Origin of the sequence: Mycobacterium sp. JS623 (assembly GCF_000328565.1) — a bacterium.
Lineage (GTDB): Bacteria > Actinomycetota > Actinomycetes > Mycobacteriales > Mycobacteriaceae > Mycobacterium.
In genome coordinates, this window is sequence record NC_019966.1 from 4,887,417 (window position 1) to 4,911,292 (window position 23,876).

The 23,876-nt window shown below is 66.3% G+C and carries 12 protein-coding genes and 3 pseudogenes; 12 read left to right on the forward strand and 3 right to left on the reverse strand.

The window, feature by feature from the left end:
* Positions 1-88: 88 nt before the first annotated feature.
* From MYCSM_RS23845 to MYCSM_RS23855, 3 genes and pseudogenes are all read left to right on the forward strand, one after another.
* Positions 89-307: pseudogene (locus MYCSM_RS23845) on the forward strand (DUF485 domain-containing protein); the annotation flags it as partial.
* Positions 301-1,122: pseudogene (locus MYCSM_RS23850) on the forward strand (solute symporter family protein); the annotation flags it as partial. The pseudogenes MYCSM_RS23845 and MYCSM_RS23850, both read left to right, overlap by 7 nt.
* 100 nt (positions 1,123-1,222) lie before the next feature.
* On the forward strand, positions 1,223-2,419 hold the full coding sequence (locus tag MYCSM_RS23855; RefSeq protein WP_041312601.1) for an MFS transporter: 1,197 nt from the start codon (positions 1,223-1,225) through the stop codon (positions 2,417-2,419).
* On the opposite strand, the gene MYCSM_RS23860 is transcribed toward MYCSM_RS23855, so the two are convergent.
* Complete coding sequence (locus MYCSM_RS23860) at positions 2,400-3,563, reverse strand: sulfotransferase family protein (protein WP_083906425.1); 1,164 nt, start codon at positions 3,561-3,563, stop codon at positions 2,400-2,402. The genes MYCSM_RS23855 and MYCSM_RS23860 overlap by 20 nt on opposite strands.
* A 112-nt stretch (positions 3,564-3,675) precedes the next feature.
* Between MYCSM_RS23860 and MYCSM_RS23865 the strand changes: the two genes are divergently transcribed.
* The 7 genes from MYCSM_RS23865 (at position 3,676) to MYCSM_RS23895 (ending at position 20,885) form a co-directional block, all read left to right on the forward strand.
* Positions 3,676-4,248: a TetR/AcrR family transcriptional regulator gene (locus MYCSM_RS23865; RefSeq protein ID WP_015308738.1), complete on the forward strand. Its 573-nt coding sequence runs from the start codon at positions 3,676-3,678 to the stop codon at positions 4,246-4,248.
* Positions 4,245-5,348 (forward strand): DUF1214 domain-containing protein, encoded by a 1,104-nt coding sequence (locus tag MYCSM_RS23870; RefSeq protein WP_015308739.1) that lies wholly within the window; start codon positions 4,245-4,247, stop codon positions 5,346-5,348. Before MYCSM_RS23865 ends, MYCSM_RS23870 begins: the two co-directional genes overlap by 4 nt.
* A 276-nt stretch (positions 5,349-5,624) precedes the next feature.
* Positions 5,625-6,818, forward strand: a complete 1,194-nt coding sequence (locus MYCSM_RS23875; RefSeq protein WP_015308740.1) for a hypothetical protein — start codon at positions 5,625-5,627, stop codon at positions 6,816-6,818.
* 3 nt (positions 6,819-6,821) lie between these two features.
* Entirely contained in the window at positions 6,822-10,235 is a 3,414-nt protein-coding gene (locus MYCSM_RS23880; RefSeq protein WP_015308741.1) for a DUF6603 domain-containing protein, read from the forward strand.
* Positions 10,232-13,552 (forward strand): hypothetical protein, encoded by a 3,321-nt coding sequence (locus tag MYCSM_RS23885; protein ID WP_015308742.1) that lies wholly within the window; start codon positions 10,232-10,234, stop codon positions 13,550-13,552. Before MYCSM_RS23880 ends, MYCSM_RS23885 begins: the two co-directional genes overlap by 4 nt.
* Before the next feature lie 5 nt (positions 13,553-13,557).
* Positions 13,558-19,032, forward strand: coding sequence for a hypothetical protein (locus MYCSM_RS23890; protein WP_015308743.1), 5,475 nt, complete (start codon positions 13,558-13,560; stop codon positions 19,030-19,032).
* Entirely contained in the window at positions 19,029-20,885 is a 1,857-nt protein-coding gene (locus MYCSM_RS23895) for a hypothetical protein (RefSeq protein ID WP_015308744.1), read from the forward strand. Before MYCSM_RS23890 ends, MYCSM_RS23895 begins: the two co-directional genes overlap by 4 nt.
* A gap of 254 nt (positions 20,886-21,139) precedes the next feature.
* On the opposite strand, the pseudogene MYCSM_RS36195 reads toward MYCSM_RS23895, so the two are convergent.
* A pseudogene (locus tag MYCSM_RS36195) lies at positions 21,140-21,408 on the reverse strand (type II toxin-antitoxin system RelE/ParE family toxin); the annotation flags it as partial.
* Entirely contained in the window at positions 21,409-22,038 is a 630-nt protein-coding gene (locus tag MYCSM_RS23905) for a TetR/AcrR family transcriptional regulator (protein ID WP_041312606.1), read from the reverse strand. It lies immediately after the preceding pseudogene.
* A 43-nt stretch (positions 22,039-22,081) separates the two neighbouring features.
* Between MYCSM_RS23905 and MYCSM_RS23910 the strand changes: the two genes are divergently transcribed.
* Positions 22,082-23,134: a phosphotransferase family protein gene (locus MYCSM_RS23910; RefSeq protein ID WP_051073806.1), complete on the forward strand. Its 1,053-nt coding sequence runs from the start codon at positions 22,082-22,084 to the stop codon at positions 23,132-23,134.
* Position 23,135: 1 nt separating this feature from the next.
* On the forward strand, positions 23,136-23,876 hold the full coding sequence (locus MYCSM_RS23915; protein WP_015308746.1) for an SDR family NAD(P)-dependent oxidoreductase: 741 nt from the start codon (positions 23,136-23,138) through the stop codon (positions 23,874-23,876).

Below are 23,876 nucleotides of genomic sequence, written 5' to 3' on the forward strand. Positions count from 1 at the left end.
CGCGCACAACTACACATCGAGGTCAGGAGTCACTGCGCCCGAGACCCAACATCCGCCCCACGAAACCGCCCTCAGCGGTGAGCGATATTTGGCTGTGCAGGCCAGCCCGGAATTCCAAGAACTACGAAATAGGCTGCGCCGCTTTGTTTTTCCAATGAGCGCCCTCTTCCTGATCTGGTATTTCGCCTACGTGCTGCTCGGCGCGTTCGCTCACGACTTCATGGCCATCAAGGTCTGGGGCAATATCAACGGCGGCCTTCTCGTCGGCCTTGGCCAGTTCGTGTCGACGTTCGTGATCACGGCCATCCGGGCCTGCCGCACGTGCTGATGCGCTTCTACACGGTGCCGACCGCGAAGGAAGCCCGCCGCTCGGTCGTGTGGGCGATCTGGCTGATCGGCGCGTTCTACCTGTTCACACTCGCGCTGGGCTACGGCGCCGCGGCGCTCGTCGGGCCCGACGCCATCCTGGCGGCACCCGGCGCGCAGAATTCGGCCGCGCCGTTGCTGGCGTTCAAGCTTGGCGGTGTGGTCCTGCTGGGCATCATCTCGGCCGTCGCGTTCGCGACGATCCTCGCAGTGGTGGCGGGCCTAACCATCACGGCGGCAACGTCTTTCGCGCACGACATCTATGCGAGTGTGTTGAAGAGCCATCAGGTCAGCGAGAGCGAGCAGGTGCGCGTGTCACGCATCACCGTTGTGGTGATCGGCATTGTCGCCATCGGGCTTGGCATCCTGGCCAACGGGCAGAACATCGCGTTCCTCGTCGCGCTCGCCTTCGCGGTGGCCGCGGCGGCCAACCTGCCGACGATCCTGTATTCGCTGTACTGGTCGCGGTTCAACACCCGCGGCGCACTGTGGAGCATGTACGGCGGGCTGATCTCGACCATCGTGTTGATCGTCTTCTCCCCCGCCGTGTCGGGGGCGAAGACCGCGATGCTGCCAAGCGTGGACTTCGCCTGGTTCCCGCTGGCCAATCCCGGCATCGTCTCGATTCCGCTGGCGTTCATCCTCGGCATCATCGGCGCGCTGACGTCGTCTGATCGCGGTGACGCTGAGCTCAACGCCGAGTTCGAGGTGCGGACGCTGACCGGTGTGGGCGCAGAGAAGGCGGTGGGCCACTAGGAGCGATTTCGGCGCGCTCACGGACTCTGAGCGGGCGTGGGCGCGCCGAAATCACATCCTCGGGGGATTACTCGGGCGGTCGGGTGGGTTATCTTCACGCGTGACCGCTCGACGATTCGCCTTCGGACTGCTGGCGTACGCCTTCGCGGCCATCATGGTCGGCACCACGTTGCCGACACCGATGTATGCGCTGTACGGCCAGCAGATGCACTTTGCGGTGCTGACCACGACCGTGATCTACGCGACCTACGCGGCCGGCGTGCTTTTCGCGCTCCTGGTGTTCGGCCGGTGGTCCGACGCGATCGGCAGACGCCCCGTGCTGCTGGCCGGCGTGGTGGCCGCGCTGGCCAGTGCCGCCGTGTTCCTGGTCGCCGACTCCGTCTCGCTGTTGTTGGTGGGACGCGTCTTGTCGGGGCTTTCGGCAGGCATTTTCACCGGCACCGCGACCGCGGCCGTGATCGAGGCCGCACCGGAAAAGTGGCGCGCCAGGGCCGCCGCGGTGGCCACCGTCGCGAATATGGGCGGGCTCGGTATCGGACCGCTGCTTGCCGGTGTGCTCGTCGAATACGCTCCTGCGCCACTGCACCTCAGCTTCATCGTGCACATCGTGCTGGCGCTGCTGGCCGGCGCCGCGGTGCTGATCGTCCCGGAAACGTCCGCGAGCACCGGAAAGATCGGCGTGCAACGACTGTCAGTGCCTGCCGAGGTGCGCGCCGTTTTCGTCGTCGCCTCGCTCGCGGCATTCGCGGGCTTCGCGGTGACGGGGCTGTTCGCTGCCGTGGCGCCGTCGTTCGTCTCCGGCGTCGTCGGCATCGACAACCATGCGATCGCCGGACTCATTGCCAGCTCGATCTTCTTCGCCTCGGCGGCAGCGCAGATTGCCGGCCGCAACCTCAATCCACAACGCGCTGTCGCTATTGGATGCGGAATCCTGGTGGTGGGCATGGTGATTCTTGCTGTGGCGCTGCAACTTTCGTCGCTGATAGGCCTGGTTGCGGCCGCCGTGGTGGCGGGTGTTGGCCAGGGCATCAGCTTCAGCCGCGGTCTGGCGGCGGTTGCTGAACGCACCCCCGCCGACCGGCGCGCCGAGGTCAGCTCCACCTACTTCGTCGTCGCTTACGTGGCGATCTCCCTGCCCGTGGTGGGTGAGGGCGTAGCGGCCCAGCATTGGGGATTGCAAACGGCTGGCGTGACTTTCGCGGTCGCCGTGGCGGTCCTGTCGGCCATCTGCCTGGTCGGCATCCTTGTGCTGGAGGCGCGCCAGGCCCGCAGTCTTGTTACGACAGGAATCGGTTGACGTACTCCGCAAAGCGGTCGCGCATCTCGTTCTCGTTGAGCCCGAACATCTCACACGTTGTGACGACCTTGCCGAGCCTACCCCGCTGGTGGCCCCCGAGATAGTCGACGATCGCAGCCCGAGCGTCCTCGGTCACCCGTTCACCGACGAGGCCGTAAACGCGTTCGGCCACACCGAGTTCGTCGGCCATGAACTCGTCGAAGGTCACATCGATCGAACGCTCCGGTGCAAGGGCACCGCGATCGCGCACCAGCGCGTTGAGCATCAACTCGAGGCGGTCGATCCAACCGGCGGCGATCTCCTCGACCGGCACCGGTGACCGATGCATGCGCGCGGAGTAGGTCAGCATCGCCACCATCGAAATCGCCACAGGCACAGGGTCGCGATGGGTGCACACGACGGCGACGCCCGGAAAAACCTTGTCCAACACCGGAAGTTGCTCGAGGTGCTGGGGCGATTTCAGCAGCCAGCGTCTGCCGCCGCGGAGAAACTGCAGCGCCTTGAGCTGGGTGGCCAGGTATTCGTAGGTCGACGTCTGGTCGTGGGCCAGGTAATACTCGGTCCACCGCGGCACGTGTGCAAGCGTCTCCATGAACATCGTCGAGAAATCGTTTGCGAGCAGCTGGATTTCCTCGTGCACATGCTCGGTGGTCATCTCGTGCATGAGCGCGAAGTGCGGCATGAGCGTGTTCATCACCGTCACGGCGACATCCATCCGCGCCGCCCGCGGGTCGGGCTCGATGCCTTCCTCGGAGGGGAGCGGAAACGGCTCGAAGCTCTCCCAGTACGGCAGCGTGCGGAACGTCGGCGCCGCAGCCAGCAGGTTGTGCAGATGCGTGGTGCCGGTGCGCGGCAAGCCCGCGATCACCACGGGTGGCAGCAGTTCGATGTCGTGGATTTCGGGGTGACGCTTGAGCAGGTCGGTCAGCAATAGTCGGTTCTTCAGCCATTGCGACAGCTGACCGAAGAAATTCACGACGCCCGGGCCGTGCATGCCGTCGATGTCATGCAGCGCCGCGAGGTAGACGTCGAGCCGCTCGCGGTAATCGTCGGGACCGAAGTCGTCGAGGCTTGTGTCGGCGATCGCCCTGGCGTGCAACGCCTCCGCATCCAAGGGGCAATCGGCCGCGAGGCCGGCCATCATGTCGCGGATTTGCTGGGCCTCGGGGCTGAACCGGGGCTCGTGTAGGTCGTCTGGCTGGACGAATTCGGGTGTGGCGTGGGTCACGCGGACTTATGTTACTCTGAGTTTCGTAATGACAACAGACCTTGGCCGGCCTCGAGATCCGCGCATCGACAGCGCCGTCCTCCAGTCGACGGTCGAGCTGCTCGGCGAGACGGGGTACGCAGAACTCTCGGTCGATGCCATCGCGCGCCGGGCGGGCACCAGCAAGCCCGCGATCTACCGACGCTGGCCCAGCAAGGCGCACCTCGTGCACGAGGCGGTGTTCCCGATCCACAGCGGCACGGAGCTCCCCGACACCGGGTCGTTGACCGACGACGTGCGGGAGATGGTGCGACGCACCGCGGCAGTGCTGACCACGCCGGCGGCCAGGGCGGCACTGCCGGGTCTCGTCGGCGAAATGGCCGCAGACTTGACGCTGCACGCGGCGCTGCTCGAGCGGTTCGGCGGCATTCTGTCGCAGGGCATGACCGACCGGCTGAATAAAGCATTGGCGCGCAACGAGGTTCGGCCCGACGTGACCGCGGCAGAGGTTACGGAGGCCCTTGCCGGAATCACCTTCCTGGCACTACTCACCCGCGGGGTCCTTGACGCTGCATGGGTCGAGCGAACCGCCAACCTAATATTGAGAGGAATCAGCGTATGACGCACGAGTCGACGGCCGCATGGCACGAACTACTGGAAACCCTTGCCGGGCTTGATCGCTCATTCCTCGAAGGTGATCGTGCCGTTACCGACGACCGGCACATCGCCGACGGCTACCGCATGCTCGCGACGACGCTCGGCGTCGCGTTGGACACCTACCTGTTCTCCGAGCCGAGCCGGCCTCAGTTCGTCGAAGTCAACACGCCGTTCCGCCGCGACCGACGGTGGGGCGGCGACAACACCGACGCGTACTACCACATGTGTCCGGTGGATCCGAAGCGCCGTTATCGCATCAGCGGCAACAAGGGTGACAGCGTGTACTTTTCGGTGACGGCATACAACGAACCGTCGCCCGGCCAGTGGTCCGATCGGATCGTGGCCATCATGCGTGACGACGACCTCGACATCGATGACGGGGGCAACTTCTCCTTCGAGCTGGGCCCGACGCCCGACGCGGCGGTGCTGATGACCCGTGACTACCAGGCTGATCCGCTCACTGGCCGACCGGTCAGCTGGCATATTGAGGCACTCGACGAGCCCGAGCCGGTGCGGCATGGCGACGCCGAAACCGCGGCAGCTCTTCGGGCCAGTGCCGCGTGGCTGCGCACAATGTTCGCGATTGTCCCGCTCGCGGTCGGTGTACGCGTCGACGACTCACACCAGCTCGGTCATGAAATATCCCAAGTGGCAAACGAATTCGCCGACCCGTATCAGGTGCCCGACGCCAACTTCGGCTGGTCGGCCCGCGACGCGTGCTACGCCTACGGCAGCTTCGTCCTCGAGGACGACGAGGCATTGGTCATCACCCATCGGCCGCCGAAGTGCCGGTTCTGGAACCTGGTGGTGTGGAACCAGTTCATGGCCACCCACAACGTCAACGACGCGCGCAGCTCGGTCAACGGCCACAGCGCGGTGCCCAATGCCGATGGGTCAGTCACCGTTGTTGTCTCGCGCGGACTGACGGAGCACCCGAATTCGCTGACCACATTGGACTATCCGCGCGGGAATCTCGCGTTCAGGTGGTTCCTCGCCGACGAAGTGCCGGCCCGCCCGGAGGTGCAGCTCGTAAAGGTATCTGACGCGCCAACACGCGTGGACTGAGCTAGTAGCCCGGTCCGCCGGCGGGGTCGTAGGGTGAATGACGACTCGCCACTAGCGCGACTGCATCATGGCGCCTAGTTCGGGGACATTTTGTATGACATCACCCGCGGGATGCTTCCGGTTGCGCGCTGCGACCGCAATTGAGCTGAGGCGCAATGCGGGGAGAAGTAGAAGTACGCCCGCCACGCGGCCGCGAACTCTACACTTGTCGGCGGCGGCACCGTCCGCTGTGTTGATTGCCGCGGGCTCGGTGGGGGGTTCGACATGGACCACGGGATGTTGGCAAAGTTCGGGCCCTACTTCGACAACATGCAGATTCGGTTCGAGCGCGACACACCGGCGATCAGCGTCCACGGCGTTCCCAGTCACATCGCGGACTTCATCTTCAACGGGTTGTTCAACCAGGCGAGCGTCACCAGGCCTATCGGCGATATCTACATCGCCACCCATGCCGACGGCGATGGCTTCCTGTTCGTCCAGCTGTTCCGCGGCTCGGTCGATGTGTTTGGCGACCCGACTGATGTGACGGACTTCGAGGTCCTCGATCAGGCGTTGGGACCGTCGATGCCGGCCAAGATTCCCGACTCGCTGATCGGATTTCAGCCCGCGACGCCACCGCCCCCGCTGACGCACAGTGTGCACATCAAGGGTTGCAACATCGGCAGGAACCGCTTTCGCAGCGGGCAACAACCGATGAATCCCTTCCTCGTGCGCATGAAGCAGGTGTTCGGGGACCACGTCAACGTCACCGCCCCGAGACACTTCCACGGCCTGCTCCCAGAAACAAATCACAACGGCATGTACGAGTACATGGCGCAGGAACTCATGGTGCGCACGAAGGCGGTGCCATCGGGGAAGGGTTTCCGCGGGTTCGCCAAGCGTGCGGACCTCATCGCCGCATACAAGAACGCGCACTTCTCCTACCACGACGGCACCCCGATTCCGGATGCCGACTGGGCCGCGTTGGTGCCGCAAGACATCACGAAGGACAACCGGGCGATCAAGACGACCCTTCCCCTCGGGCGGACGATCGAGAACCTGACGTCGGTGACTGTCGACAGGCAGTTCCGGGTTGACACCGAGCCAGTTGACTGGTCACACCGCCCTCCCGGTGCCATCCCGAAGGAGGACGCCGACCGACTCGACATGATCCGCGCGAGCATCCGCGCCGACGCGCGCTTCGCAGACAACCACGCATGGCCGATGTGGGAGCGTCGCGGCTTCAACAACTTCGACGACTACATGAATGGTCACCATTGGTCGTTCTCGGAAAACAAGGAAACACATGAACTGGTGGCCCGCGGCCGCCGGTTCGACTACACGGTCGTGCTGCCGATCGTCGATCGCACCGTCACGCCGGCGTCGACCCGTCCACTGATCTACAACTTCTATCCCGGTGTCGGAAGCACCGACCCAGCGGTGCTCAACGGCCTCATCGAGTCCAACAACACCTTCTTCGGTCGGGCTTGACCGATGGCCGACGATGCACTCACCGAATTGGCGGCACAACTGGGCCTGGCGCTGCAGCCGCTTGTTGACGGCACTTCGTCGGACAGCGCAACGAACACGTTCCTGCGGCGACTCGGTTGGGACATCGTTCCCGCACCTGCGGTCGTCACCGCGCTGCAGGCGCCCGCTAGTCAGTTCTTCAACCTGATTGAAGGTGCCGACGACCTCGATCCGGTGGCGGTCATCGGCGGAGTACGCGCTGCGTTCACCGCCATCTCCGACATCTCGTCAGGCGGCGCCGGCCTGCCGCCGGGTTTCGCGAACGAGTTCCCCCGCCAGCTCGTCGACTACTTGGTGTGCGAGTACCTGCTCAACCAGCAGCCGCGGTGGGGCTACCTGCTGTTGGCTCTTGGCATCGTTCGCTTCATCCCGGAGGTGGCTGCGCCGCCCCGTCCCGCGTTCGTGCGTGAGGTCGTGGCCTGGGAGGACTTCGGCGATCTGCTGTCGGACCCACTCACCTTCTACCGCAACAGCTATCGGTGGGGCGCGTCGGACTTCCGCGGCCTCGACTTCCAGCTCGCACTGGCGGGTCTCGCCGACGCGTGGGGCGGCCGCGTGCGTCAGACGCTGCTCGATCCCGGCGTCGCGGCCCAGCTGACGGCCGGCGCGGTCGCGCCCACCGCGGCGCTCGACATGGTCGTGCGGTTGGTGCTGCTACAAAGTGAGTCGACGGTGGCGACGGCCGCCGGTGTCGGGCTGCTTGTACTGCCCGAAACCGCTTCCGCCAAGCCGGGTTTCGCGGTGCTGCCGTACGGAACCGCAGGATTGGAGGAGGGTGTCGACCTCAGCGACACGGTTCGCCTCGTGTTCGACGGGTCCGTCGCGCTCGATGGCGGCGTCGGCGCGCTCGTCCGTCCCGACACGGACATCGAGCTGCTCACCGGCTTCGGCGGAGCGGGCAATCCATCGGCAGCGTCGGGCACGGTCGGCATCGGCCTGCGCTTCGGCGGGCAGGGCGATCCCACCGTCCTTGTCGGCTCCGCAGACGCCAGCCGCTTCGAGACCACCGGCATCTCCGCCCTCGGCGGTGCCCGTTTCCACGCCGGCGGCGAGTACGAGATCTTCGTCGAGGTGGCCGTCGAGGGCGCCAAGCTCGTCATCAAGCCTGGACCCGACGACAGCGACGCGTTCCTCGCCAAACTGCTTCCCGGCGACGGGTTGACCATCGGCACCGACCTGACCATCGGTTTTTCTACTACCCAGGGGTTGTACTTCGGCGGCAGCGGCGGTCTGGAAATCATCCTGCCCGCCCACATCTCACTCGGCCCGGTCGAGATCATGGGCGCAATGATCGCAGTGCACGTCCGCGACGGCGCCATCCCGATCGACTTCGCAACCACCATCAAGGGCGACCTGTCGGTGCTCACCGCGATCGTCGAAAACGTAGGACTGACAGCCACTCTCACGTTCCCGCCCGATCACAAGGGTAACCTCGGCCCAGCCGACGTGGCGCTCGGGTTCAAGCCACCCAACGGCGTCGGTCTCAGCATCGACGCCGGCGTGGTCAAGGGCGGCGGCTACCTCTACCTAGATTTCGACAAGGGCGAGTACGCCGGCGCGCTCGAGTTGACCTTCGCCGACTTCCTGTCCCTGAAGGCGATCGGTTTGATCACCACCAAGCTGCCCGGCGGGCAGCCCGGCTTCTCGATGCTGGTGATCATCACCGCCGAGTTCAACCCCGGCTTCCAGCTCGGGTACGGCTTTTCGCTGATCGGCGTCGGCGGCCTGCTCGGCCTCAACCGCGCCATGATGCTCGAACCGTTGGCCGCAGGCGTTCGAACCGGAGCGGTCAACGGAATCCTGTTCCCCACCAACGTGATCGAGAACGCGCCCCGGATCATCAGCGATCTGCGCACGATCTTCCCGCCGAAGGAAGGCACATTCCTGATCGGGCCGATGGCCAAGATCGGTTGGGGCACCCCGACGCTCGTCTCGGTCTCACTCGGCGTGATCATCGAGATCCCCGGCAACGTCGTAATCCTCGGCCGGCTGAAGCTGGCACTGCCCACCGAAGACGCGGCGTTGATCGTCCTGCAAGTCACCTTCATCGGGGCCCTCGAGTTCGACAAGCGCCGGATTTGGTTCTTCGCATCGCTTTTCGAGTCGCGGATCTTGTTCATGCCGCTCGACGGCGACATGGGGCTGCTGATGGACTTCAGCGACAACCCCGACTTCGTTCTCAGCGTGGGCGGCTTCCATCCCCGCTTCAAACCGCCTCCGCTGCCGTTCCCCACGCCCAACCGGCTGACGCTGTCGATCATCGACGAGAGCTTCGCCCGCATCCGCATCGACACCTATCTGGCCGTCACCACGAACACCGTCCAGCTCGGAGCTCACGCCGAGGCCTTCTTCGGCTTCTCCGCGCTGAGCGTGCAGGGCACCTTCGGTTTCGACGCGCTGATCCGGTTCTCACCGCTGTACCTGATCGTCGAGATCTCATGCGGCTTCTGCGTCAAGGTCTTCGGTCTCGGCGTGTGGGGCATCCATCTGCGCGGCTCGCTCGAAGGCCCGACGCCGTGGCACATCAGTGGTTCGGCGACGATCTCCCTGCTGTTCTTCGACATCGACGTGGACATCGACGAGACCTTCGGCGAACGCCGCGCCGAGGTACTGCCACCGCTGCCGGTGCTCCCGGCGCTTAAGGCCGAGCTGGAAAAGCTGGACAGCTGGCGGGCGACGGTTCCCGCGTCAGGTCGTCTGCTGGTCAGCCTGCGCGATCTAGGCGATGCCGCCTTGTTGGTGCTGCACCCGATCGGCACGCTGCAGATCAGCCAGCGATACATTCCGCTCGGTCTGCCGCTCGACAAGGTCGGCAACCAGAAGCCGGCTGACATCAAGAAGGCGACCGTGGCGGTCGCGGCGGGTGGTCTCGCCGTCCGTGGCCCGATGCGCGAACGATTCGCGCCCGCCCAGTTCCGCAGCATGGACGACGCCGCCAAGCTGTCCGCGCCTGCGTTCGAGATGTTGGAAAGCGGGGTCGAGCTCGCCGCCGACGGCGCGCCCTGGGCTACCGGTCCGGCGTCCACCCGCACCGTCCGGTACGAGACGATCCTCGTCGACACTGCACACGAGCGGTTCACGTCGCCGTACTTCCGGTTCTGGCCTGACCTTTTCGAGCACTTCGCCCTCGGCGCCTCGGTCTGCAGGTCGGCGCTCTCGCTCGCGACGGAGACCAAGCGCCAGCCGTTCGACTCGAAGGTCGCCGTCGCCACCGCAGGCTTCGTCGTCGCCAACCAGGCCGACAACACCGCGTTCGGCGGGTCGTCGTTCGCCAGCCACGCCGAAGCGTCGGCGTATCTGAACGCCACGCTCGCGGCCGATCCGTCACTGGCCGAGTCGATTCACGTGATCCCGACCGCGGAAGTGAACGCCGCATGACGCAGCCTCCGATCGCCGCGTACACCTTCCTGCCGTTCGCCCGGCAGGGCCTCGGCGGCCGCGTGCAAGAAGCCGACCAGGCGGCGGTCCCCGGGATCCGAGCGTCAATCCCATTGACGCTCACCATCAATGCCGATCTGCTCGACGGCACGTCGACGTCGCAGCCAGTGCCGCGCACCATCCAGCTCTATGGGCCGGGCGACATCATCGGCACCGACGGCGCCGCGATCGTGCGCACCGAGCCACGGCCGGGCGTGACCAATTTCGAGACCAACTACTTGCCGTTCGTCGAGTTCTACGACGAGGACTTCCCGTGGCGTTACACGCCGTCCGCCACCTTCGCCGCCGACCGCCGGTTGCGGCCATGGCTCACCTTGCTCGTGGTCACCGACGATGAGTTCGTCGATCGCGGAATGCCTTCCGGCGGAAGACTTCCCGTGATCGAGGTCCCCGACACAGCAGTGTTTCCCGCCTTCGACACACTATGGGCGTGGGCGCATGTCCACGTCAACACCGCACTCGGCGGCAACCCGGCCGATCACCAGTCCAATGCGATCCGGCTCGGCGACGTTGTCGCCGATAACCGTGATCAGGCATATTCACGGCTGCTCAGTCCCCGGATCCTGCGGCCCAACACGGGCTACCACGCGTTCGTCGTCCCGTCGTTCGAGTCGGGCCGACTGGCGGGGTTGGAGAAGGACCCGAACGGCGCCGCCTTTCCGACGCAGGGCGCATGGGTTGCAGGGCGCGCCGATGCCGAACCGAATCTGCATCCCATCTACCACCGATGGTCGTTCCGCACCGGCGCGGTCGGTGACTTCGAGTACCTCGTCCGCCTGCTCGTGCCGCAGACCGTCGACCCGCAGGTCGGGCACCGGCCAATCGACGTCCTCGAGCCCGGGGCCAACCTGCCCCCGATCCCCGAACTCGGCGGCATCCTACGGCTCGGTGGCGCGCTGCGGGCACCGCTGCTCACGCTGAGCGACGACGACCTCGCCGAGTACGAACAGTTCGAGAACTGGGCAAGACCCGGGCCTCATCCGTTCCAAACCGGCATGGCCGGACTGGTCAACCTCAGTCGCGAATACACCGAGCAGGAGCCCGCCGACGCCAACACCGCGTCGGGCATCCCCGCGATCGCAACCGACCGCGACCCGCTGATTGTGCCGCCGCTTTACGGGCGCTGGCACGCGCAGGTATCGCGGCTCGATCCCGGCCGCGCCGACCCCGATCTGCGGCACTGGGTCGACGAGCTCAACCTCGACCCTCGTCATCGGGTGGCCGCGGGGTTGGGCACGGGCGTCGTGCAGAAGAACCAGGAGTCGTACATGGAGTCGGCCTGGCAGCAGGTCGGCAAGGTGCTCGAGGCGAACTCGCGAATCAGGTTCGGCCAGATGGCACTTCAGGCTTCACTCGTCCTGCACCGACGCCGGTTGGGCAAGCTGGCGACCGCGCCCGACGACCGCCTGCTCACTGTCACCGCGCCGGTGCATCGGCGGTTGCTCGCCGACGGAAAGGCGATCGGGTTCACGATGCGGCAGAGCATCGTGCCGCCGACGCTGGTCGGCACCACGATGCGCAAGGCCGTGCGACCGCGCGCCCGGGTCACCAAGTTGGGCGGCTTCACGGCCTCGCAGCCGCCGAACGAGCTCGTCGAGCGGGTGAACGCGGGCGAAGTGTCGGCGGCGCCACCGAAGACCGTGCCACCGAACTTGCCGACCGGCTCCGCCATTGCGGACGCGCTCGACGGCAGCGCCGGCTCGCCGCTGCCGAGTTGGCTACGCAATCTGGTGCACCGTGGGTCCAGCTGGCCGGTGTGGTTCTTTCTCATTGCACTCGTCGCCGCTGCGGCGTGCCTGATCATTCCCGCAGTCGGATGGGTGCTCGCGATCATCGTGCTGATCGCCGCGGTGGCGCTGTTCTTCTGGCTCCGTCTGCAGCTGGCGAAACAACCGCAGGCCGGGCCGGCGAGCGTCGTCGACGACGAGACGCGCACACCGGATGCCGTCGACGAGCTGCCGTCCAGTAGCGCCTTTGACATCCCGCCACCGACGTCCGGATCGCTTCCGCCCCCCGGCCCAGCCCCGGCAGCAGACTCAACGACTGCGCATCGATTCAAGGAAGCGCTGCGCAACGCCTACACGGTCGACGTCGCAGAGCGGGCGATCCCCGTGATCAAGCGGTCACCCCTCGACTTGACAGCAATCAAGGCGGCGACGTACGCCGGTCTCGACCCGGTCACCACCGTCCCTCGCCACATCCGCGCGGGCATCGAGATCCCGAACCGCATCGCCGACCTACTGGTCGAGGACTTCGGCGAGGTCATGGTGTACCCGGAGATCGATGACCCGATGTACTCCCCGTTGATGGACCTGTCGAGCGAGTACTTTCTGCCGAATATTCAACTGCTGCCGATGAATTCGATCACGCTGCTGGAGACCAACCAGAAATTCATCGAGGCGTATCTCGTCGGTCTCAATCACGAGTTCGCCCGTGAGCTGCTGTGGCGGGAGTACCCGACCGACCAGCGCGGCAGCTACTTCCGCCAGTTCTGGGACGTCACCAGCTTCCTCACCACACCCGGCGCCGATTCGTCGGCGTTACGGGAGCGGCTCTTCGACATACCCAAGCTCCACCGCTGGTCGACAGACACCGGCCTCGGCGACCAAGACAACCGCGAAGCACAGGGCGACAAGGAGGACGAACTCGTTCTTGCGATCAGGGGTGAGCTGTTGAAGAAGTACCCGACAGCCGTCGTGTACGCGCACCGCGCCGTCTGGCAGCGCCACAACGGAGCGATCGACAAGTCGAAACCGCGCACGCTCGCCGACCTGCCCGCCGGCGTCCCGCCCACCACACTGGTGAAGACACCGCTCTACGAAGCGAAGGTCGCACCCGACATCTACTTCTTCGGGTTCGACCTGACCGCCGAGGACGCCGCCGGAGGACAGATCATCGACGGCGAGGAGGACCCGGGCTGGTTCTTCGTCATCAAGGAGCGCCCGGGCGAGCCGCGATTCGGGCTCGACGTGCCGCACGCGGGCGCCGCGGCGACATCCGTCGCCACCTGGAACGAGCTGTCGTGGACCGATGTCGTCGACAACTACGACAGCGCAAAGCAGCTGCCGGTCGGCCAACACACGGTCACCGTGCGGGCGACCGGCGTCGACCCGATCCAACACGACCAGCACGAGGACGACATACCGTACCGGTGGCGGGCCGACACCGATGCGTCGGAGCTCGCATACATCTTGTATCAGCTGCCCGTGTTGATGGCGGTCCATGCCGCGGAGATGCTCGGGAAGGGTGGCGACTGATTGTCATGGCCGACTTCGAGCAACTCCGCGACGTCCTCACCGCACATCGCTCGGCTCGTGAAAACGCTCGTGTCGCAGCGCTTCTCGCAGCGGAGGAGGTACGGGCGCTCGAGCGCGCCGGTGCGACGGCAGATGACGGCGAGCGTCGGACCGCGGCAGAGCGCGCCGCGAAAGCCGGGCAGCGCCTCGCCGACCTCGACCGCCGCGGTGCATCGCTCATCGAGGAGCTGCAGCCGTTCACCGATCCGGTGAAGGGCATCGCGAAACTGACGGCGCGCGTCCCGATCCTGCTGTTCCCGCTACGGCTCGAGACCCGTTTCAAGAACTCGAAAGCCGGCCAGCCACAGCTGTGGGTGCGCGTGTACCCCGACGTGTGCCTCGTCGATGGGTTCGAGGAGTCGCTCACCAAGACCGAGTTCTCCGCCGGCTGCGCGTTTTGGGCGGCCGTGTGGGCGGCGTGCGGAGACGAGGGCCGCGAGCGGGCTGCGTGGCGCGAACTAGTCGCGAGTTGCGGCGCGGGCCGCGCCGGTTGGATCGTCCGACAGCTCGTGCCCGTGAATCCCGCTGATCGGCCAGGCGCGGAAGCCGACGTCGTCCGGCTGGTCGTTGTCGCGACCGATCCGCAGCCGCCTGCCTTGCTCGACTACTGGAGCGCGGTGTGGTCGGCCAACGGCGACGGCCCCACCCTCGCCGCGGCTCGCGCCGACCTGGAAGGCGCGCTGGGCGCGGCCGGCGCGGCGACCGCCATCGCCAACCCGCCGGTGAATCTCGATGAGCGGGCGCCTGCGGGTGCCCAAAATCCCATCGCCCGGGTGACAGTGCTACGCGTTCCCGACGACACCGCGCTATCGCTGCGGACCTCGTCATGGTCGAGCCCACCTCGGGTCGAACTGCTGCCCGACCGGTTCGTGCTGCTCGCCTATCGCGACGCGACCGCCGAACCGGAGCGGGTCGAGACGGGCAACCCGGTGCTCACACCCCTCATCGCCGGGCCGGACCCGAACGCGGCCCCGGGTGAACAGCTGGCACCGACGGGCGCGGACCCCGACCATCCCGACACCCTGCAGGTCCCGAAGGACCTGCTCTGGATGTTCAACTTCGAGGAAGCGCTGCGGGTTGGTATGGCGTTCCGCTTCGACCTCACGGCGTCGCAAGCCAGGGCCGGATTCGAACGCCTCTTGGTGATCGGCACCCGGCTCACCGACACACCCGAGACCGGCGAAGCTTCGCTCGCGCGTCTACTCGAGCACCATCTCTACAGCCGCCAGGGCCTAGCGCTACTCGCCCAGGGCACGCCCACGAACGACACGGAGAGCGGCGGCTCCGGCCACTCCCGCCGCGACGACCCCGATGCCAGTTTCGGACCGCTGTTCAAGCAGACCGCCGGGTACATCCGCGTGGCCGATCCGCTGCGGGCGACCGACGGCCAGCACCTGGCCGACGCGCTCGGACTGCCCGACACATTGACCACCCGCATCCCCGGCGCAGGCATCGCCGATCGCGCCGAGGCCCACGCGATGCAGATCGCACTGTGGCCGGCAACCATCGGCTACTTCATGGACGCGCTGATGGATCCGGTTTTCAGCGACGCCACCGTGAAGGCCACGCGCCAATTCTTCACCCGCTTCGTCAGCGGCCGGGGCCCGCTGCCTGCGCTACGAATCGGCATGCAGCCCTACGGTATTCAGCCGACTGTCGCGTTCCGCCAGCTGGCATGGTTCCGCGGGCAGCGCGACGGGCAGTCGGCATTCCTCTCGAACGTAATCGACCTGATCCGCGCGGTCGAAGACGACTACCGTGCCCTGCTGCCGCGCGTCAGCCGGGTCGGCGCGGATCACGACGACAGCCACCAGGCATTGCTCGACGTGCTCGGCCTGCATCCGACGTCGGTCGAGTACTACCCGCTCGGCGCCGACAGTCTCGAGCACAAGTGCTACGAATTATCCTTTTTCTCAAGTAATCTCGTGGCCCGGCTGCTGGCCATGTTCCCGAACGATGAGCCGCAGGAGTTACTGCGCCGGCTCGGGTACACCGGCGACCAGGTTCCCGACATCCTCACCAAGATCTACCATCGCAGGCTCAAGCCGCTCGACGGGCCGCTGATCGACGACGTTCCGCTGTCGGAAACCGCACCGATCCGCGGGTATGCCGGCGGTCGCAACTACATTCAATGGCTGGTCGACGCGGCGCAGGACAGCGTCACGGCGGTGCAGGCGGAGCGCGGCTTCGACGGCGGCAAGCGCCCGGCGGCACTGCTGTACCTGCTGCTGCGCCATGCAGTGCAGCTGGGCTTCCGCACAACGGCGATCGACCTGATGCTCGAGGCGGGTGCACTCGGCCCCGCGACCGTCGCACGCACCGAGCCGGCCTTCGTCCACGTCGCCGACGGCGCCGCCCTCGCGAGCGAGAGCCGCTATGCCGTGCTGTTCCAGACCGAAAAGCGGGTAACCTCCCAGACGCAGCTGACGGTCGGTGACTTCATCGCGCGCAATGCACGCACAATGCATCAGAGCCTGCTCCCCGAACACCTCGCGGCGCTTGACCGCCTTGCGACGCTGCCGACCGCACGACTCGAGCGGCTGTTCGCCGAACACATCGACACGGTGAGCTACCGCCTCGACGCGTGGAAAACCGCGATCGTCGATCTGGGCATGAGGCAGTTCCGCAGCAACGGCGGCGCGGGCACAACCACAGTCAGCACGACGTTCGGCACCGCGGTCGGAGGCGCGTCGACGGGTGCGAAGGGGATTTACCTGGGCGCGTTCGGCTGGGTCGAGCGGCTGCGGCCCGAGGGCAAGGACCTGCGGGCCGCCACCCTTCCCGACGACGTCGCCGCGGTGGTGAACGCACACGACACCGAGCCGCTTATGCACGACCCGACCAACCTCGGGCTCATCCACACGCCGTCGATCAACCACGCGGCGACGGCGGCCGTGCTGCGCAACGCGTACGTCGCGCACGGAGGTGAGATCTCGGTGAATCTGTCGTCGCGGCGCGTGCGCGCCGCACTGGCGATCATGGAGGGCATGCGCGGCGGCCAGTCGCTCGGCGCGCTGCTCGGCTACCAGTTCGAGCGGTACGTGCACGACAACGGCCCCCTCACTGTGCGCGCGCTGGTGTATCCGCTCCGCCGCGAATATCCCTTGGCCGCAAACCAAATCGCGTCGACCTCGACGAGCGACGTAGAGCCGAAGGAGTCGATCGCGGCGATGAACGTCGTCGATGGCCGTAAGCTGCTGGTGCACGTCGAGCAGAGCGGCATCGACGTGTACCCGTACGGGAACACCAGGCTGCCCCGGTCTCCCGGCGACGAGGATGCGCTCACCGCCGCGCTGCGCTATATCCGCGACATCAACGACGCCGTCGCCGACCTCGTCGTGTCGGAAGGCGTGCATCAGGCGGTGCTCGGCAACTACGACCGCTCCGCGGCCACGCTCGACGCATTCGCCAAGGGCAATACGCCACCCGAGCCGGAGGTGATCCGTACGCCGCGGTCCGGCACGACGTTCACCCTCCGCACCGCGATCCACCTGGCCGCCTCCGGCGGCAACCCGTTGCCTGCCATCCCGATGACGCCACTCGCCGCGGCCGAGCCTGCGCTCGACCGGTGGCTCGCCGACCGGCTGCCCGACCCCAGCGACGTCGCGGCGCTGGTCGACTACATCGACCACGCCACCGGTGCGCCAGACACTGTCGCGATCACGCAGGCAGAGCTCGGTTTTCACCCGGCCGACCTGCTGTACCGCGCCGAGGCGAGCACCGGTCAGGCGCTCAACGACCTCGACGACCGGATCCTCGCTCACCTGCACACGACCGCGCCCGTGGCGATCGGCGGCCCCATCACGATCCGGCACACAACACGTTTACCGGGCTCGATCACCTTCTTCGAACTCGAAGGCCTGCTGCGCAGCCTGCGCCGCATTGTCGTCGGCTCGCGGTCGCTCAGCCCGGCGGACCTCGTCCGCCAGAGCGACGCCCGCAGCGATCAGCAGGGCACCAGCACCCTCCCGCTGTCGCGGCTTACTGACGCCCGCAACGACTTGCGCGACGTCCAGCTGCCCGCGCTCATCGCCGCGGCCTCCGAGGTGGTCGACCCGACGAAGACTATCGACGAGGCGATCACGCTCTACCAAGCCGCGGCGTCGCCGCTGGCCGAATACCGCCTGCCCGGTGCAGGCACCGGCTTCGCGTTCCAATGGCGCGCTGAGGCTTACGCGACGATCTGCTCGGTCCTGACCGCTCGGATCGACGAGTGGGACACCAGATTGCGTTCGTACGACGCGGTGATGACCGACTATGGCGCGCTGTCACCCGCCGCCACGACCGAGACGCGGCTGCAACTGCTTCGGACAGCGGAGTCGCTCGTCGGCACCACCGTGTCGTCCGGGCTGGCACTCAACGCGCAACTGCAGGCCGTCACCGACCAACACGACGATCTCGTCACCAAACGAAACCTGTTGCAGGACATCGCCACAGCGCCGCGGGCTACGCTCGATGCGCTAGTCACCGACGCGCTCGCCGATGCCGACACGTCCGCGTTCGACCACGATCCGATGGACTTCGCTACGACGCTTGCCGGCATCGAGCGCTTCCGCGAGTCGCTCGCCACCGCCGCCACCCAGCTGACAGCCGAGGTGCAGCGCCGCATCGACGCCGCGGACGCGGCGATCACCCGCCACGCGGCGGCCGCCCCTGGCGCGCAGGCGAATGTCGTCGTCGACGGGCTGCGCGCGGTCTTCGGCGACGACTTCGTCAGTGTCCCGCAGTTCACGCTGCCTGCCGCCGCCGTAACCGACTTCACCGCCGCGCTGGCCCACTCAACGAGTGGTGGGCTGACCAAGCACCTCACCGACGCGCCGCCGGCTGGCTCGGGTCGCGACTTCCCAGAGGATGACTGGTTGCACGGAGTGGCCCGTGTCCGCAGCCGCATGCACCACTTCGAGAATGTGCTGTTGCTCTGTGATGCTCTACCCGGCGCGACCGCCCCGGCGCTCACCCCGGTGCAGCTGCCCCACTCCGCGGGCCAGCCGTGGCTCGCGATGGAACTGCCTGCCGGGATCGAGCCGCCCGGCGAACGTCTGCTCTACACGGCCACCCTCGGCCCGGGCTTCGATCCGACCGCGCCGATGTGCGGTCTGCTGATCGACGAATGGACAGAGGTGATCCCCGCTCGTACGCAGACCACCGGGGTCGCCTTCCACCACGACCGTCCCAACGCCGAGCCTCCGCAGGCGTGGCTGCTCGCACTGCCGGCTCGCGTTGGCGACGAGTGGTCGTGGGATGACCTCGTCGGCGCCGTGAACGACGCGCTCGACTCGGCCAAGCTGCGAGCGATCGAGCCGGAGCATCTCGACTCGACGCCCTACAGCGCGCTGCTGCCGGCGACGCACTCGGCGTGGACCTATCCCGAGATCTCGATCGCGAACAATCTGCTACGCAACGTGAAGATCTACGAACGACTCGCCGGGGAGCACGGATGACCGACATCCACGTAGTCGCGAACATGACTGATGCGCTACTGGCTCGGCTGCACCCCGCGATCACGCGCTGGAACCGGCTGGAGGGCCGCCCGCGAACCCATCACTTCGACAGGGCCCTGCGCGCCGAGGTGCGTGACGCGATGTGGATGCTTTCGCGACAGTGGCAGCTCGGTGAATTCGTCGGCGACGACGCTGGCTCGCCCGTACTGGCCCGGGCATGCTTGGACATGCGGCTGGTCGACCGCTACCAGGCCGCGGCAGGGGCGGTGCTGCCGTTCGACCGCGACGATCTGATCGAACCGCGCGTCGAGCGCAAACCCGTGCCGATGTCGGTGGGAGATCAGTACTTGTCGCTCGATCTGCGTATGAGCGTCGGCAGGCGATGGCTTCGGCTGCTAGAGCGCGACTTCCCCGCCAACGACTACGCCGACCAGTACCGGACCGCGTACGCGGTGAAGGTGCCCGACCCCACCGCACAGAGCGATCAGCTGGTGTGCGCTCACGTAGACGCGTGGCAGGAGATTGGCTGCGCGGCCGAGCGGGCAATCGACGGTGTCGCGCTTCTCGACCACGTAGCTAGCGGTGGGTCGGTCGATGACGGGATCAACCTCGCTGCGCCTGCCCATGCCGGCGCACTCGATTCGTTGCTCGGCCGGTTACGCGAATGGTTCTCGGGCCTCATCGATCAGCCGGTGCCCGGTGACGACGCATGGTCGGCTGAGCGGCTCGAGTACGCGTTTGGGATATCGGCCCCCTCGGGTGACGGCGACGCCGACGGCGGCACCGAAATGGTCCTCCGCGCACCGGAATACCACCACGGAACCCTCGACTGGTACGCCCTTGAGCACACCGATGCCACCCGCCTCGACCCTGGTGATGCGGCGCCACCGCTGGCACCCACCCGAGACGTTCAGACATTCATTCCTACGCAGGTGGTCTTCGACGGGATGCCCGACACCCGATGGTGGACATTCGAGGATCGACTGACGAACTTCGGCGACGTCACGCCCGACACGACCGACATTGGGAAATTGCTCCTGATGGAGTTCGCCCTGATCTTCGCCAACGACTGGTTTGTCGTGCCCTGGACGCTGCCGATCGGTGCCCTGGCCGAGATGCAGGGCATCGCGGTTACAACGGTATTCGACGAACGGCTTTGGATCGAACCGGTTCCGCAAGGTGTCGCCGACGCGGGCTGGGAGTCGTGGAGCATGTTTTCCCTGACAGGCGACAGCACCGGCCACGCTACGTTCCCCGCACAGCTGTCGGTCCTGCCCGTCGCGTCGAGGGTGCTCGAAGGCCCCCCACTGGAGGAGATCTCACTGGTGCGCGACGAGATGTCCAATATGGTGTGGGCGATCGAGCAGCAGATCCCGCTGCCCACCGGCTGGCCGCGGTCGGGAGTTGAGGCCGGCCACGAACTCCACACCTTTCTCCAGGGTCTGGTCGGCCCACCGGCCGCCCCGCCCCCAGCGCCCGCCGCCCCGATCCGCTACACCGCGATGACTTCTGTTCCGGAGCAGTGGATCCCGTTCATCCCCGTCCATGTCCCCAACAGCACGCGGGAGACACAGTTGCAGCGGGCGGCGATGCCGCGTTTCCTGGACAACGCACCCCCGCCGCCACGGCCAGTCGAGCCGCGCACACCTCTGCTCCGCCACAACCTCCCTGACACTTACTTCATTTACGAGGAGGAGGTGCCCCGGGCAGGCGTGCACGTCACGCAGTGCTTCCAGCGCGTCCGCCGGGCCGACGGCAGCGTTGTGGTGTGGTACGGCGCGCGCAAGGGCACCGGCCGCGGCGAGGGCTCGAGCGGTCTCGGGTTTGATCGGCTCACTGCAACCGACAAGTGAATCCAGTCGCGGGGCCAATCCATCCCGCCTCGAACGCGACCAGATTGGTTTGGCTGCTCCGCCGCCGTTCTTCTCATCTTCGTTTCGGATCCGAGAGCCGTGCGGTTGTGCCAAACACTCTCGTGAGGAGAGAGCCTGCCTTCGGGATTGATTCGGGCATCCACCGGAAAATGGCGGTGGCGGCGCGCAGCCTGTTGCCGTCGCCCTCGCAGCCAGCGGATCTACAGCACTGGACAGGATGCCGACGAGAAACGCTAGAGGTTGCGGTCGACGTCCATGCGCTGGTGCAGTACGCGCACGACATCAATGCCGCCGTCGGGCATGACCCTGTAGTACAGGATGTGTGATCCGGCGGCGAGCTTGCGGTAGCCGGGGCAGATCTCGTCGCAGACCCGCCGATCCGCGGGTTCGCAGCAGCGAGTTCGATAGCGCGCTGCAAATCGCGCAGATACTCGTCGGCCTGCTCGGCATCCCAGCGGTGGCAGGTGTGGTCCCCGACCTGTTCGAGTTCGAAGTGGGCTGCCTAGCCGCGCGGGCGTGACTTGACCAACCGGCGAGTCTCGGCCGACGCCTCGGCCGTGAGCATCGCAACGACGAGGTCGATGAGCTGGCTCACGAACACCCGGTCGTCGGTGTGCGGCGCCGTCGCGGCCCGGCGCGCCAATTCGCCGACCACGAAGCGGATGACGAGGAGTCGCCGGTGCACCTCCGCGGCGGTCGGGTCTAGGAATGGGTCGACGAGTTGACGCCAACGGTTGATGCTGTCGTCGCGATCCGCCAGTTCTTCCGGCGGGAAGATCGGCTGGCGCCGATTCATCAAGTCGGCATAGATGCACAAGTACGCCGATCCGCCGTCGGGCTCGGATAGCTTCGCGGCTAGCGGCTGCACCAGCGCCTCGGCGAGCGCGCGCAGATCCTGTTCACCCGCGGCCTCGTAACGATCCAACAGCGCATGCCTGCGCAATTCGACGTCGTGGCTGTGCTTCTCCAGCAGCGCAGTCAGCAGCCCATTCCGGTCGCCGAAGTGGTACTGCAGCGCGTTGACGTTCTTCACCCCGGACGCCCGCTGAATCTCACGCAGGCTTACCGCATCGATCCCCTGGCCGCCGTACAGCTCTTCGGCGGCGGCAAGCAGGCGTTCGCGTGTACTCATGACCTGCTCATACTACGGTTTAATGCAGCTGTATTGCAATACAATGCATGTGTCTTGTACCGTCGCCTTCGTGACCGAACTTCTGGACTCGTCCATCGACTGGGCCGCGATCGAGTCCTGGCTCGCCGCCCGTAACGTGACCGCCGGTCAGGTCACCAACATCGAACCAATCGGCGGCGGCACGCAGAATCTGATGTTCAAGTTCGAGTGCGGCGACGTCCGCCTCGTATTGCGCCGCGGCCCGAGGCACTTACGCCCGCACACCAACGACGCGTTGCGCCGCGAGGCCCGGGTGCTGAGCGCGCTCGATGGAACCGGTGTGCCGATTCCGCGACTGGTGGCGGCCGAACTCGACGAGTCGGTCCTCGGATCGGTCTTCTATCTGATGGAACCCGTCGACGGTTTCAATGCCAGCGTCGGACTGCCTCGATCACACTCAGAATGGCACCGCGACATGGGTTTTGCGGCCGTTGACGCGCTGCTCGCACTCGGTGCCGTCGACGCCGAACACGTCGGGCTCGGCGACCTCGGCAAGCCCGAAGGATTCCTGGACCGCCAAGTGCCCCAATGGCTTAGCACGCTCGACAAGTACGCGGCTCTCGACGGGTACCCGGGACATCAACTGCCGCACGTCGACGACATCGCAAGCTGGCTAACGCAGCACCGCCCGCCGAACTTCCTGCCAGGCATCATGCACGGCGACTACCACCTTGCGAATTTGATGTTCCGTAACGACGGGCCAGAGGTCGCGGCGATCGTCGACTGGGAGATGTGCACCCTCGGCGACCCGCTGCTTGACCTGGGCTGGCTGCTGACCACCTGGCCCCAGAACAACGCGATCGGCCCCTTCGGCGAGATGAGCGACCTGCCGACCCGTACCGAACTCGTCGCGCACTATGCGAAGTCCTCCCACCGATCGGTCGACCAAGCACCTTGGTACGCGGCGATGGCGTCGTTCAAGCTCGCCATTGTGCTCGAAGGCACCAACGCGCGGGCGCACGCAGGGAAGGCGCCCAAGGCGACCGGCGACCTGCTGCACGCCTTGGCGATCGGTTTGCTCGACAACGCAACAGCTTTCATCGAGAAGGGACTCTGACGTGGATCTGTCCGGCAAGGTAGCGCTGGTCACCGGCGGCAGCCGCGGCCTCGGCCGCGAAATGGTGCTGGCGTTCGCTGCTCACGGCGCCGACGTGTTCATCGCCAGCCGCAAACTCGACAACTGCGAGAAGCTCGCCAACGAAGTGCGCGAAAGGTTCAACCGGCGCGCTTTGCCCGTTGCGGCCAATGTCGGTGATTGGAACCAGTGCGACGCACTGACCGAGGCCGCCTACGAGGAGTTCGGCACGGTCGACATCCTGGTCAACAACGCCGGCATGTCACCGCTGTACCCGAGCGTCGACCAGGTCTCTGAAGCGTTGTACGACAAGGTTTTCGCCACCAACCTCAAGGGGCCGTTTCGGTTGTCCGCGACGATCGGCACCAGGATGGCCGCCGGCAACGGTGGCTCGATTCTCAACATCTCGTCTGTCGCGTCGATCCGGCCGAATGCGACGATCCTGCCCTATGCGGCGGCCAAGGCCGGATTGAATTCGTTGACCGAAGGCTTTGCGCAGACGTTCGCGCCGAAGGTCCGCGTCAACGCAATCATGTGCGGCACGTTCAGCACCGATATCTCCAAGGCGTGGTCGCCTGAGTTCATTGACGCCATCGGGGCTCAAACCGCGTTGGGACGCATCGGCGAGCCCAACGAAATCGTCGCAGCCGCACTGTATTTCGCATCAGATGCGAGCAGCTACACCACCGGTTCCATACTTCGAGTTGATGGAGGAATGAGATAA

What these genes read in the sequence shown, in the direction of transcription:
- MYCSM_RS23860 (WP_083906425.1), bottom strand. Translation starts at nt 3,563, where the DNA reads ATGATGGCCGGCCTCGCGGCCGATTGCCCCTTGGATGCGGAGGCGTTG.
- MYCSM_RS23865 (WP_015308738.1), top strand. Translation starts at nt 3,676, where the DNA reads ATGACAACAGACCTTGGCCGGCCTCGAGATCCGCGCATCGACAGCGCC.
- MYCSM_RS23870 (WP_015308739.1), top strand. Translation starts at nt 4,245, where the DNA reads ATGACGCACGAGTCGACGGCCGCATGGCACGAACTACTGGAAACCCTT.
- MYCSM_RS23875 (WP_015308740.1), top strand. Translation starts at nt 5,625, where the DNA reads ATGTTGGCAAAGTTCGGGCCCTACTTCGACAACATGCAGATTCGGTTC.
- MYCSM_RS23880 (WP_015308741.1), top strand. Translation starts at nt 6,822, where the DNA reads ATGGCCGACGATGCACTCACCGAATTGGCGGCACAACTGGGCCTGGCG.
- MYCSM_RS23885 (WP_015308742.1), top strand. Translation starts at nt 10,232, where the DNA reads ATGACGCAGCCTCCGATCGCCGCGTACACCTTCCTGCCGTTCGCCCGG.
- MYCSM_RS23890 (WP_015308743.1), top strand. Translation starts at nt 13,558, where the DNA reads ATGGCCGACTTCGAGCAACTCCGCGACGTCCTCACCGCACATCGCTCG.
- MYCSM_RS23895 (WP_015308744.1), top strand. Translation starts at nt 19,029, where the DNA reads ATGACCGACATCCACGTAGTCGCGAACATGACTGATGCGCTACTGGCT.
- MYCSM_RS23905 (WP_041312606.1), bottom strand. Translation starts at nt 22,038, where the DNA reads ATGAGTACACGCGAACGCCTGCTTGCCGCCGCCGAAGAGCTGTACGGC.
- MYCSM_RS23910 (WP_051073806.1), top strand. Translation starts at nt 22,082, where the DNA reads ATGCATGTGTCTTGTACCGTCGCCTTCGTGACCGAACTTCTGGACTCG.